The 12,977-nt window shown below is 57.8% G+C and carries 10 protein-coding genes; 6 read left to right on the forward strand and 4 right to left on the reverse strand.

Translation table 11 applies throughout. The features are described 5' to 3' along the window. Positions 1-218: 218 nt before the first annotated feature. Positions 219-455 carry a hypothetical protein gene (locus VGG64_13815; protein HEY1600680.1) on the reverse strand — a complete coding sequence of 79 codons (237 nt, stop codon included), beginning with the start codon at positions 453-455 and terminating at the stop codon, positions 219-221. A 144-nt stretch (positions 456-599) separates the two neighbouring features. On the opposite strand from VGG64_13815, the gene VGG64_13820 reads away from it, so the two are divergent. The 3 genes from VGG64_13820 (at position 600) to VGG64_13830 (ending at position 3,949) form a co-directional block, all read left to right on the forward strand. After that, positions 600-827, forward strand: a complete 228-nt coding sequence (locus VGG64_13820) for a hypothetical protein (protein ID HEY1600681.1) — start codon at positions 600-602, stop codon at positions 825-827. Between the two features lie 16 nt (positions 828-843). Next, complete coding sequence (locus tag VGG64_13825; GenBank protein HEY1600682.1) at positions 844-1,632, forward strand: hypothetical protein; 789 nt, start codon at positions 844-846, stop codon at positions 1,630-1,632. A gap of 352 nt (positions 1,633-1,984) precedes the next feature. Continuing rightward, positions 1,985-3,949, forward strand: coding sequence for an MMPL family transporter (locus VGG64_13830; protein ID HEY1600683.1), 1,965 nt, complete (start codon positions 1,985-1,987; stop codon positions 3,947-3,949). Positions 3,950-4,058: 109 nt separating this feature from the next. On the opposite strand, the gene VGG64_13835 is transcribed toward VGG64_13830, so the two are convergent. Continuing rightward, positions 4,059-6,272 (reverse strand): hypothetical protein, encoded by a 2,214-nt coding sequence (locus VGG64_13835; GenBank protein HEY1600684.1) that lies wholly within the window; start codon positions 6,270-6,272, stop codon positions 4,059-4,061. Positions 6,273-6,671: 399 nt separating this feature from the next. Between VGG64_13835 and VGG64_13840 the strand changes: the two genes are divergently transcribed. Together VGG64_13840 and VGG64_13845 are read left to right on the forward strand one after the other, a co-directional pair. Continuing rightward, positions 6,672-7,655: an aldo/keto reductase gene (locus VGG64_13840; protein ID HEY1600685.1), complete on the forward strand. Its 984-nt coding sequence runs from the start codon at positions 6,672-6,674 to the stop codon at positions 7,653-7,655. Positions 7,656-7,901: 246 nt separating this feature from the next. After that, positions 7,902-8,573 (forward strand): alpha/beta hydrolase, encoded by a 672-nt coding sequence (locus tag VGG64_13845; GenBank protein ID HEY1600686.1) that lies wholly within the window; start codon positions 7,902-7,904, stop codon positions 8,571-8,573. A gap of 61 nt (positions 8,574-8,634) precedes the next feature. Here VGG64_13845 and VGG64_13850 read toward each other — a convergent pair whose 3' ends face one another. Continuing rightward, complete coding sequence (locus VGG64_13850; protein HEY1600687.1) at positions 8,635-9,459, reverse strand: hypothetical protein; 825 nt, start codon at positions 9,457-9,459, stop codon at positions 8,635-8,637. Positions 9,460-10,369: 910 nt separating this feature from the next. Here VGG64_13850 and VGG64_13855 point away from each other — a divergent pair. Further along, entirely contained in the window at positions 10,370-11,686 is a 1,317-nt protein-coding gene (locus tag VGG64_13855; protein HEY1600688.1) for an MFS transporter, read from the forward strand. Positions 11,687-11,765: 79 nt separating this feature from the next. Here VGG64_13855 and VGG64_13860 read toward each other — a convergent pair. Beyond that, on the reverse strand, positions 11,766-12,977 hold a 1,212-nt coding region (locus tag VGG64_13860), incomplete at its 5' end, for a DUF4082 domain-containing protein (protein HEY1600689.1).

Here is a 12,977-nt window from a genome sequence, read left to right on the forward strand (position 1 = left end):
ATCCATTGCCATTGTCCGTCCGTCAAATCGCTGGGATAATTCGCACTCATTGTTACGGCTCCGTCTTCCTTGACTTGAGAACCAAGAGGGCGGAGTCGTAACGTTTTTCATCGATTCAGGCAATTTGAAGACTTGTTCTAACCGAGACATTAGCCCGTGAGGCCAACATTCGGCGAGGCGACCGCGTGTTGGATGTCGGCTGCGGAATGGGTTCTTCGTCAATCCACCTGGCTTCTCATTTCGCCTGCGACGTTACTGGGGTCACGATTAGCCCCGTACAGCGCCAATGGGCGCAATGTGCCGCGCGTTGGCATCATGTCGCCGGGCGAGCCAAGTTTCTTTGCGCGGATGCCGAACAGGTGGCATTTGATTCGCAAGCCTTCGATGTGGTATGGAGCATCGAATGCACCGAGCACCTCTTCGACAAGCGACAGTTCTTTCAGCGCGTGGCACAATGGTTACGGTTAGGCGGACGGGTTGCCATTTGCGCATGGTTAGCTGGCAGCTCGTGCGATTCAGACATGATGTCGCGTGTGCATCGCGTCTGAGAGGGCTTCTTCTGTCCTTCGCTCGGCACCGCGGAGGATTACACAACCTGGATGCAAAACTCCGGCTTGATGTCGGTTCGGTTCCAGGACTGGACTTCGGCCGTGACGCGCACCTGGGAAATCTGTCAAGAGCGAGTGCGCCGCAGTGGTGTGCGATGGCTGGCCCGCGCCGTCGATGCCAATAGTGTGCTATTCCTTGATCGGTTCGACGCGATTCTTCAAGCGTATCGTACCGGTGCGATGCAGAATGGATGCTTCATCGCCGAGCGTACTCTCTAGTTAAAAGCGAGCATGGATGCGTCGCATTGCTGGCCTTACCTTTGGTATCGCCACACACGTCTTGTTTGCCGTGACGGTGTGGCATTTGTTTTGGTTCCTAAAGGGATCGACGACACCGACGGATGCGTACGGCAGCATGCGGGTCGATGCGCTGCTAGCGCTGCAGTTCACAGTGCCACACAGCCTGTTGCTGCTGCCGGCGGTGCGCAACCGTTTGAGGCGCGTGATTCCATCGGCATTTTATGGATGCTACTATTGTGTTGTCACCTGCCTGACCTTGCTGCTGATGATCGCCAGCTGGCAACCGTGCTCAACCATAATCTGGCAGGCGTCAGGCATCGGCCAGACGGCGCTCACGATAGGTTTCTTCGCATCTTGGATTGCGATCCTCTACAGCCTGAGTTTGACGGGGCTGGGCTACCAAACCGGCTGGACGCCATGGTGGCATTGGCTTCGTGGCACTCCTCTACCGCAACGGCGCTTTGAACCGACGGGTGCATACAGGCTGCTAAGGCACCCGGTGTATCTCAGTTTTATCGGTCTCATCTGGTTTACACCGCTGATGACGATCGATCGCGCGATCCTGGCGGGTGTTTGGACCTCGTACATTTTTCTAGGTAGTTCGCTCAAGGACCGTCGGCTGACTTTCTACCTGGGAGACAGCTATCGCCGATATAAGGCATCCGTTCCCGGGTATCCGGGTGTGCCCTGGGGACCGCTGGCGCGCCGGCCGTTACAGGCTTTGGCGCGAAATCCGTCTGGGAATAAAGAGCGATCCGACGTACCTTCTCGCAGGGCTGCATAGAGGCCTGGGTCGATGCCCCTTCATAAACGCCGCTTTCAACTACTCTTGATTTATGCGCTATGCCTGTTGCCCGTCGTTGCTGACGGTGCTCGTCAAGCGCTGCGCACCAACGCGAACTCGCCGTTAGAGTGGGTTCCCGCCTCGTTTCGGCCGCGGCAAGAGTACGAGCGGTTTCGCAGCGATTTCGGTTCGGGCGAAGTGCTGATCGTCAGTTGGGCGGGTTGCACGATCGATTCGCCGGCGCTGGCACTATTGAGCAAAAGCCTGCACCGTCCTGACTTGTTCAGCGATAGTGCCGGAAAGCCATACATTGCCCAAGTGATCTTGTGGTCCAGATGCGATCGCGGGGCTCGTGGCGCCCCCCTTGCGGCTAAAACAGGTCGATGCCAAACAACGTTTGCGCGGCACGCTGCTCGGACCTGATGGGGAGACGACCTGCGCCGTCGTAACGCTCACGCCGGCAGGACTGGCCGATCGTGCCCACGTGGTGGATTTGATTCGCGCCGGACTCAGCAAGCATTGCCAGGTGCCATACGACGCGCAACATCTGGCCGGTCCCGTCATGGACGGATTGATGGTCGATCGAGCCAGTCATACGGCGCTCGATCGTTTCGCGGTGCCGTCGGCGCTTTGCGTGTTCTTACTGTGCTGGTGGTGCTTGAAGTGGCTGCCCGGGGCGATTCTGGTCTTTGGGTTATCCCTGTACTGCGAAGGCGCGACGCTGGCGTTGATCCACATTTGTGGCGACCAGGTGAGCGCCCTGTTGATCGTGCTCCCTCCGTTGATCCAGGTGGTAACAGTCTCGGGCGGCATTCATCTAATCAACTATTACCTGGACGCACGTAAGTCACACAGTCCCGAAGAGGCCGCCTGGCGCGCATTGCACATGGGCTGGCTGCCTTGCGTATTGGCCGCGGCGACAACTGCGATCGGCCTCGGATCTTTGGTGGTCAGTCAGTTGGCGCCGATCCGTAGTTTTGGCGCATATGGCGCAATCGGCGTCCTACTAACGTTGGGCGTCGTTCTGGCGTTTCTGCCAGGCACGCTGGCCGCGTGGAAACCCAAGAGCCTGAGTGTGGGCGGACCCCAAAATGTCGACGGCTCACACACCCGCAGTCAAGCGTGGGATTCGCTCAGCGGCATGGTCATGCGCTATCATCTATTGATCGTGGTCGGATCGGTCCTGCTGATGGCGGGAGGCGGTTGGGGAATTCAGTGGCTCACCACGTCAGTACACATTCAGACGTTGTTCGGCCGCCACAGCCGCATTCTAGAAGACTATGCCTGGATCGAAGAACACGTCGGTCCCTTGGTCCCCGTCGAAGTGGTTCTCGATTTTGCGCATGATTGTCCACTGTCTTTGCCAGATCGATACCATCTGGTCGAACGGGCAAGAGACGAGTTGCGCGGCGTTGCGGATGTGCGGGATACCATGTCGTGCGTAAACTTCATGCCGACCGTGCCCGCCGATATCGACCAGACAAGTGCCGAATACCGCGATTTTCTGCAGGACTTTCTCAGCGAGGCACGTCCCTATTTTGTGAGGCACCGTTACCTGCACGAAACCAGGATGTCTCAACAGTGGCGCCTGACGGCCTTCACCAGCGCGCTAGGCAACATCGATTATGCGGACGTCTTGACGACAATCCGCGAACGGATCGCCGGACGGGGTGGCATAGTCAACCCATCGGCCGGGATTAGCTGTCGGGTGACCGGCATCATGCCGCTGGTCCATGAGATTCAGCGGGCACTGAAGCGTGATTTATTTACCAGCTTCTTGTCCGATTTTGCCATGATCACAATCGTCATGACAATCGCCCAAGGAGGCATCCTGACAGGGATCGTGGCCATGATATCGAACTTTTTTCCGACAGTGCTGATGTTCGGCCTGTTGGGGTGGCTCGAAATTCCCCTGGATATCGGCTCCGTAATGACGGCCAGCGTTGCCTTGGGGATCGCGATCGACGACACGTTTCACTATCTGACGTTTTTCCGCAGAGGCTTGGAGGCCGGACAATCGCGTCGCGATGCGGCCCAAGCCGCGCATCAACATTGCGGCCTCGCCATGGTGCAAAGCTCGCTCATCTGCGGGCTTGGGATGCTGGTGTTCGTCTTCAGCGACTTCCTACCCTCCAGTCGTTTTGCGTGGATGCTCCTTGCGCTATTGATGGTGGGACTGGCAGCGAATCTCGTGCTGTTGCCAGCGCTGGTAATTGGCCCCTTGGGAAAACTGTTCGAGGCTCAGTATCCGCGAAAGGATGCGACGGCACCAACCACACTGCCAATTCGTCGGCCGCCCGAGCGAATGGCCACCTGAGCTTCAGTTAGCAGCCGATGCGGCATGTGAAACGGCGGGCGACAAAAGTCAGACGTGAAGTGCCCGACGGCAAGCCGGTTGCTGGCATCACCCGCCAGCGTCCGAGGGATCAGCGCGTTTTGCCAGTCGCGGCGGGTGGCTCAGTCGTCAATTCCGACGGTGGTCCTTCCAGAATACGCTGTAAGTCGGCTCGGCTCAGCCGGTAGATGAGAATCGAGTAATTGATTTCGGCATCCGGCTCGCGCCCGCGCAGGTAGCTACAAAGCCGTGCGAAAGAGGCCGTGTGAAATGACGTTATCATTTGGCTGACCCCGTCCTGGCCACCGGACTGGTCCAAGAACCTCTGTCGCGCCAATGGATCGTTGCCGGTGCGGTTATAATTGATGAGATTCGCGCGTAACTGCTGGTAAACCTTTTCGTAACCAGGATTCCAACGACGCGGAAAGGCCGTATAGGCCGACTGCAACATCGTGGCGCTAATGCAGTACGTCCCCTCATCGAAGCGCTTCGGAACGACTTCGGCCAGGGCGGCGCCGGACGGCAGCCAGGTCGCGTCGATTCCATAGTATTTGGGACTGCCCATGCCGAAGTACGACAAGTAGACCTTGTTTGGCGACTTGTCGAGTCCCTGGTCCGTCAACCACTTCCCGAGCGCGGGCAGATCTTGCCCCCAATCGAGCGAACTGTCGACGAGGTGACGATAGGCGTACTTTTGCCCACCAATCGATTGATTGAAATACGTCAAATAATTGGGCCATTGCCAGAGGGATTCCAGGACAAACAGACCGACGCAACCGAGCGAGATCAGGGCCAGAGCGGGATGTCGCCGCGAATTCAACCAATTTGTTGACCCATTGCCAGGCTGCGAGTCTTCCGGCGCGCTCGTCGAAGATGACTTAATCGCTTTGCCAGCGACAAGCCGAGATAACCACAGCGCGGAGCCGCCGGCCAGAATGATCATGGCTGGATATGTGGGCAGAAGGTGCCGGTGGCCGATATTCAGATGACTTGTGATAGCGAACGCCCAATAGACCAGAAACAACGACCACAATGGGGCGGCCCGATACAGCCCGGCGATCATTCGCGCGCGGTGCTGACGCGGTGAACGATCGTCGGTAGTCTGCCATGAATTCCAGATGGCAATCATGGCCAGCACCAACAATATCAGTAGCGTCAAAGGAGTCTTGACCAGCAGGCAGTAGGGAAAAAATTGCGGCCAACCCGTGGTACTGAACTCTCCATTGAGAAAGGCCTGCCGCCCCTGGGCAAAATATCGCGCGTAGGCAAAGCCGTACAAATAGGCCTCGGGCAGGAAATGCAGTTCTCGCGACGTGACGATGAACTGATCAATCACGCTACCGTCGTTTTCGAGCAACGTGTCCCAGCTCGGCTGCATGGTATCGACCACAACGGGTTGTTCTCCCGACGAATCGACGGCCGTCATCGCCGGATGAAACATCTCATAGCGGAAGTTGTAGCACGCCCAAATCACGATCCATACCACGATCGCATGAATGCCCAATACCGCCAGATGCGCGAGCAGCCGACGACGGCGCGCATGAATCTGGCACGCTGTCTTTCCCCACGAAACGATTAGCGGTTGCCGCGACGCAATCTGCACGCCTACCAGCAGGGCGCCGACGATAATAATCATTGGCGCAGAGAACTTGGCGACGAACAGGCCCGCCATAACCAAAGCGCTGAGGAACACTTTCTGCCACGTTACGCGGTGCAAGACCGACCACAGGCAGGCCACCGCGGCAGTGAAAAACAAGGCGGCCGTCATGTCAGAGGTAGCGAGAGCCCCGTTCGCGAGCAACGTCGGGCAGAACACATACAACGTCAAGCTGATAAACGCCGCCGTCAGGCCCAAAAGCCGACGCGTCCAACCAAATACAAGCGCGCCAAGCACGACTCCTAATACGGCGATCATCGCTCGACCGCGCCGCAGGATGTCGTCAGCTTCATTCCCCATCAAATACAGGAATCGAGGAGCGATCGATTCTTTTAACGACGTTCGCCACGATTGATCGTCGAGGCTAGAAAACTGGTAGTCCCCGAACAATAGCGGCAGCGCAGCCCATCGCTGTGGCAGATTGCCGTTTTCTGGATGGATGCGAAAGTCGCCGAACTTCCAATACGTGTATCCACCTGCCAGATGGTACGGCTCGTCGAAGGTAGTGCATTTTTCCGCGACGGCCGTCAGCGCCAAGATAAAGTAGCACGCGAGCAACGCTCCAGCCGCGGCCACTTGCCAGGTAGCGAGTCGGCCGACCGGGACGGCCGCGGTCGCCTCCTCCGTTATCGCCCTTTGAGCTGTCACGCGATCGCTCCGATTGCACGTAGTGCAAACGTCGCGGTCGCTTGACGACCCACCCTAGGGACCTCTCCACTTTGCCGCTCGGGAGTAACTGATGTTCGCCTTGCGGTCCGACTACGATTCATCGTCACTCGCCCAAGAATCAATCGACGCGATATTAGGAGTACACCATCCGAAATCAACGACGGGTGCAGCGTTAGCCCCACTTTAACTAGAGACGCCTCCTCAGACAACTGAGTGCAGCGGCCGCGCACCAATCATGAACGCCCAACGATTTCCGAATCACTTCAGTTTCTCGCCCGCCGCTTGAGTGCGGTCCGTTGACTTCTAGTACGATTGTCTTGGTATTCGACGGTGCGAGCGTACGATAACGTCAGGACACATTGCTAGGAGTGGAAAGTCATGGACTATGTGCGACTCGGATCGACGGGATTGAAAGTCTCTCGCTTGTGCCTCGGTACGATGACCTACGGCACCAATCGTTGGCGCGAATGGGTGCTAGAGGAAGAAGAGGGGCGTCCGTTTATTCGCCGCGCCTTGGAACTTGGTATCAACTTCTTCGATACGGCTGACATGTATTCACTCGGCGCAAGCGAAGAGATACTTGGGCGGGCCATGCGAGACTTCGGCCCGGCGCGCGACCAGGTCGTTCTCGCGACCAAGGTTTTCAACCCGATGAGCGATGCGCCCAACGACAGCGGCCTCTCTCGCAAGCACATCATGCATTCGATCGACGAGAGTCTACGACGACTGCAAACCGACCATGTCGATCTCTACCAGATCCACCGTTTCGATCACGCAACGCCGATTGAGGAAACCCTGCAGGCGCTGCACGACGTAGTCAAGGCGGGCAAGGCACTCTATATCGGGGCTTCGTCGATGTACGCCTGGCAGTTTGCCAAGATGCTCTTCACCGCCGACGCGATGGGTGTGACACGCTTTGTGACCATGCAGAATCACTACAACCTTGTCTACCGCGAAGAGGAACGGGAGATGATCCCTTTCTGCCGGGACCAGGGCATCGGCCTGATTCCGTGGAGCCCATTAGCGCGGGGATTCCTGGCCGGAAATCGCCGCAAAGAGGACTTCGGAGAGTCGCTCCGTGCCAAAACCGACGACTTCGGCCAACGACTTTATTACAAAGATTCTGACTTTCGGGTCGTCGAGCGAGTGAGCCAAATTGCCCAACGGCGAGGAATCCACAATGCACAAGTGGCACTCGCTTGGGTACTCGCACAGCCCGGTGTCACAGCGCCCATCGTGGGGGCGAGTAAGATGCAACATCTTGACGACGCCGTGGCAGCACTGGGTGTCCAACTGGACGCTAAAGAGCTAAAGTCGCTTGCCGAGCCGTACGAAGTCCATCCCGTGCTCGGACATTCGTAATGCAGAGCGTTTTTCCGGTATTGCCGCCACAAACGGACGATCGAGAGTATTCTAGCTTTCACGCGAGGATGAACCGTGTTACGCCGCAGCGCGATAGTAACGAGTATTTTGGTAGCTTTATTGCTGGCAACAGCCCAGCGTCACACTTCCTTCGCGCAGCAGACATCTGTCGCCCCGCGCGCTGCTGCGAATAAAACGCTGCCTTTGCCAGGAGAGACGTTCACAGTTAATAGGAACGAGGCATTTTTGATCCTGCCCCCGGCGGCCGCAGATAAACGCCCGATTCCGTGGGTGTGGTACGCACCGACACTCGCCGGATTGCCCGGTGACTCCGAACGTTGGATGTTCGAACGGTTCGTGGCCGCAGGGATTGGCATCGCTGGGATTGACGTAGGAGAATCCTACGGCAGCCCAGATGGCCAGACGAAATACACGCGATTTTACGAGACTTTGGTAAACGAGCGCGGATTTTCTCCTCTGCCCGTGCTGCTGGGACGCAGCCGTGGAGGATTAATGTTGCTTTGCTGGGCCTGTGAGAACGCCGATAAGGTCAGCGGCATCGCGGGCATTTATCCCGTCTGCAATATCGCCAGTTATCCGGGCGTTGCAAAGGCGGCAGGCGCGTATGGTCTGACGGCCGACGACCTACAGTCGAAACTCTCCCGATTCAATCCACCCGATCGCCTGGAAGCTCTCGCGAAAGCGAAGGTGCCGCTGTTTGCCATTCACGGCGACGTCGATACTACAGTGCCGCTAGAGCACAATTCTGCCCTGATCGCCACGCGCTATGCCGCGCTGTCCGGAAAGATGGAACTTCTGGTTCCCAAAGGGCAAGGTCACAACATGTGGCCGGGGTTTTTCGAATGTCCGGAGCTAGTCGCGTTTGTGCTTCGAAATGCGCGCGCTCTGGATCAGTAAACAAAAGGGCTCGGATTGCCGATGGCGCGATCGTTAACGTGTAGCCCCCGGCATGGACAATTCATCGCCATCTCTGCCGGCCAAAAAACATTGACAGCGCAAGTCCGGACAGCACGGCCATCGTTAGAGTGGACGGCTCTGGAACGTTTGTCGTGAACGAAAACTCCGTGCGCAGGTCGAAGGCGACTGACGTCGAGCTTCCGCCAAAGTTATTTGTCGCGTCAATCTGTCGATTCGAGAACACGAGGTCGACGGTATAGTTGCTGGACGGAAGCAACGTATCCGCAGGCACCAGGGCATCGGTGAGCAAGTTTGTGCCCTGCGTCGTGAAGGCCACAGCTCCCGATTGGTCGAAAATCGTGAGAAACGTCAAAGGCGTGTTCGCGCCGGACGTGGTTTGAAAACCATTCCAGGAGATCAAGTTCGGCTGGAACACATCGAGATTCTGAAATAGTGAGTACGTGCCGCCAGTGTATTGCGGAACATTATTTGCGTACTGATCGGCAGAAATATCGATCGCTCCCGATTGCGATCCAAGCGTGCCGCCCGCAATTTGAAACGTATAGGTTGAATTTGGATACGCAAAATCCATCGCCGCCTTGCTCAGGAACAGTCCTTGATCACCGTCATACGTCAATCCGTCGTTGGAAGTCAGGTTAAGGGTGTTCTTAGGCGCCACAACCGAGACATTTGCAACATCGGATGGGTCGCTGACCGTCAAGCGCGGCACAAACGAATAGCCAGTCGGCACAGGTGCGCCGAGATCGCTCGATTGGGCAAAGAACTGGGTCTTGAAAGTCTCAAACAACGTCACGGTCGCGTGGCTTGTTCCAATTGCCGATTCAAGTATCAAAGCAGCGGCGGGCAAAACATACCATAATCTCATCGATGTATGACTCCAGGGCCACCCAAAGGGGCGGTGCAAATGCAGGGACAGAAATCGCCGAGGCTTACCACCGGCTGTCGCTGACGCGAACGAAAATTAGAGTGCCGAGCGACGGCATGTGGTGCGGCCCAACGGGCCGGGCGCGAAAGGTCGGCTTTTGCCTGTATTAGCTGGCCCAGAGTCGAAAGTGAGACTTGACAGATACAGGGCAAACTTAAGCGGCAGGTGCACGTGTGTCAACCAGGCTAAGCACCTCCCATGGGCCGATAAGTGACCCACGGCCGCGTTTTGAGACGGAGTGCTCGTTGGCCGACGAACGGGGCCGAATGTCCGGCGGGTTAATGCACTTCGTTTGAGTGAGTGGTTCTTCGGCAACTGCCAGCAACTTTCGCTTTGGCAGCCGTCGTCTTCCTGGTTGCCATTGCCCGCGCCCTCGGTCGTTGTGATAATTCGCCGGCACTATTGCGAAGCAGGTCTCGCTGATCTGCAAATGGGCATTACGGATTCGTAAAGCGCCTGTTTTTCAAACCGGCGAGGATCCATTGGGCGAATCCGATGGTTTCGATGTCGGCGTCGCGGCACAGCTCCGCGCATTTTGCCAGCAACGGATGATACCGAACCTAAATTGAGACCAGTTGTCTCCAACATCTTGGGAGAAGATTGCGTCGCGTTATCCTGCTCTCCGATCTTGGTCGAGCGTGGAGCACGCCTTCGATCGCAGTGGAATGTCGCTAAATGCCGTCTAGGTCGCGCGGCGAAGACGGGCAATAAGTAATAAAGCTCTGACCGCATAGAGTCCGTTGCCGACTATCGCGCAACACGCTGCCTTCGGCGTCATTCAATGCGTGGAATCAATGCAGACAGATAAAGTGAAACGTCAAACTAAATCGGGAGGTTCTCGTTGACTCTCGTGCAGGACCCGATCGATGCAAGTGGTGCGAAGGGTGTAGAGAACCGCTCACAAGAGCGGATCGTGCTGCTCACGTTGGCCGCGGTGCAATTCACCAGCATTGTCGACTTCATGGTCATCATGCCGTTGGGTCCGCAATTGATGCGCAGCCTGGAAATCGGGCCCGCACAGTTTGGCCTTGTCGTTTCCTCGTACACCCTGGCAGCAGGAATTGCTGGCCTGGTCGCATCATCGTTGGCCGATCGCTTTGGGCGCAAGGTGGCGTTTCTAGGACTCAACTCGGGTTTTTTAGTGGGCACACTGTTGTGCGGACTAGCGCCGACCTATACGACCTTAGTCTGGGCACGCCTTGCGACCGGTGCTTTTGGAGGCATCCTAGGGGGCATGGCTCTGGCAATTATCGGTGACGTGTTTCCAGAGGAGCGGCGCGGTCGCGCTACAGGCGCGCTCATGTCGGCTTTCGCCCTGGCTTCGGTCGTCGGGGTTCCCTTCGGCCTGTACTTGGGCACTCGCTTTGGCTGGCATGCACCATTTTTATTGCTGGCCGCGTTGGGATGTCCGGTGCTGGCGATTGCAGCGGTGACGCTGCCCCCGCTGCGTGGCCACATTTCCCAGGGCGCTGCGCAGCTGCACCCATTGCGACTTTTGATTGATACCTTCACCCTGCCCAATCACCTGAATGCGTTCGCACTGGTCGTGGCATTGATGTTCTCGGGCTTCAGCGTCTTTCCCTATGTCAGCACGTATCTGGTCAGCAATGTCGGTATGGCCGAAAGCAAATTGCCTCTGCTGTTTGTCGCTGGCGGCCTCCTGACCTTGATCACTTCACCACTGATTGGCAGGTTGGCGGATCGTTACGGCAAACTGCGCGTATTCCGCATCGTGGCGCCGGCGTCGGCCGTAATGACGTTGGTGGTCACGAATCTTGCTCCGGTGCCGACGGCAGTTGCGGTGGGCGTCGTGGCAGCCCTGATGGTCAGCAACTCAGGCCGCATGGTAGCCGCGATGGCTATGATTACCGGCAGCGTCACGCCGGCCCGTCGCGGCGGATTCATGAGCGCAAGCTCGTCGGTGCAACATCTGGCCGCTGGACTGGGCGCTTACCTCGGCGGGCTGATCATTGTCGAATCGACGGACAGGAGCCTGCAGAATTTCCCGATCGTGGGCGTGCTGTCGGCGATCGCGACTATTCTCAGCCTGTGGCTGGTCGGTCGCATCCGTCCAGCGACGGCCGAGTCCGAGTCATCGATCTCGGCGAACCAAGCTCTTGCCGCCGCAGCAGAAGCGATGTGCGATGCTACCGAGCCCGTAGTGTAATTAAAACACACCGCGACACTCTTCGGGTTATCTGCTCGGTCAGGTGACAATGCGCCTGAGGTGTTGGTCCGCAACGGCCTCAGCTCGGCGTGAACACGACGTCGACCCAATAGTTGCTGGATTGATAGGTCTGCGTGGGAAATCCTCCGGCCCCGTACATGTAAACGCCACCATTGGCGAGCGCCTGTAACGGGCCTGTCGTAACGGGCGAGGTAAAGTAAGATCGTGTCACCGAGTAGTGCCCGACGGTCGTGTGGTAGCTGGCGACGTAGGTCGTCCCGGACGTAACAGCGATGGGTGTGGCGAAGTTGACTTGCTGCCAGCCGCTGGCCCCCTCACTAGTGAATGTGGCGGTGGCCAAGAGCACGCCCGAACTCGACCACAGGCTGCCGATGTGGATGCCGGTATTGGTCGCACTCTTGTAGAATCGCACGCCCGTGATAAAGCCGTTCGAGGAGGCTGTGAACTTCACGCCTAGCTCGACCGCCTGCGTGTCGCCACTGTCGACGGTGGCGGGCGTGGCGGAGGCTGTAAACAAGCTCGAACTGGCCGGTTGGCTGGCCGTGGCGAACGTAGACGTATCGTTGGCCACCAGTGCGTTGCCGGCTATGTCCTTCACGCCGTTTGCTCCACCGGCAACCGTGATCGTATAGGTTGTGGCATAAGACAACGGACTGGTCGGGGTCAGCGTTGCGGTGTTGGTCGCGGCATTGTACGTGACCGTGACCGGGATCGTGACATTGCTGGAATTGCGTAGCGTGACGGTCGACGAAGTGATCGTCGCGGCATTCAGCGCTTCGCTGAAGCTGACCGTCAAGGGGGCGCTGGTCGCGACGTTTGTTGCGCCATTGGCCGGATTGAACGCAGTCACTGTCGGCGGCGTGGTGTCTGGCGCTGGCGGAGTCGTGCTGAATACGACGTCGACCCAGTAGTTGCTGGCTTGGAAGGATTGCGTCGGGAACCCGCCCGCTCCGTACAGATAGACTCCGCCGCTGGCTGGCACTTGCAGCGGGCCGCTGGTAACGGACGAAGCAAAATAGGACCGATTCACGGCGTAGTGGCCCGACGTCGTGTGGTAGCTGGCAACGTATGTTGTCCCAGCGGTCACGGCGACAGGCGTCGAAAAGAGGACCTGTTGCCAGCCGCTTCCGCCTTCGCCGGTGAAGGTCGCGGTGGCCAAAAGTGTGCCAGAGCTCGACCATAGGCTGCCGGTATGTGTACCGGTATTGGCAGAACTCTTGTAGTAGCGAATGCCGGTGATGTAACCGCTGGTGTTGGTCGTGAACTTGAC

The organism is Pirellulales bacterium (genome assembly GCA_036490175.1).
Classification (GTDB): domain Bacteria; phylum Planctomycetota; class Planctomycetia; order Pirellulales; family JACPPG01; genus JACPPG01.

What these genes read in the sequence shown, in the direction of transcription:
- VGG64_13840 (HEY1600685.1), top strand. Translation starts at nt 6,672, where the DNA reads ATGGACTATGTGCGACTCGGATCGACGGGATTGAAAGTCTCTCGCTTG.
- VGG64_13820 (HEY1600681.1), top strand. Translation starts at nt 600, where the DNA reads ATGCAAAACTCCGGCTTGATGTCGGTTCGGTTCCAGGACTGGACTTCG.
- VGG64_13850 (HEY1600687.1), bottom strand. Translation starts at nt 9,459, where the DNA reads ATGAGATTATGGTATGTTTTGCCCGCCGCTGCTTTGATACTTGAATCG.
- VGG64_13825 (HEY1600682.1), top strand. Translation starts at nt 844, where the DNA reads ATGCGTCGCATTGCTGGCCTTACCTTTGGTATCGCCACACACGTCTTG.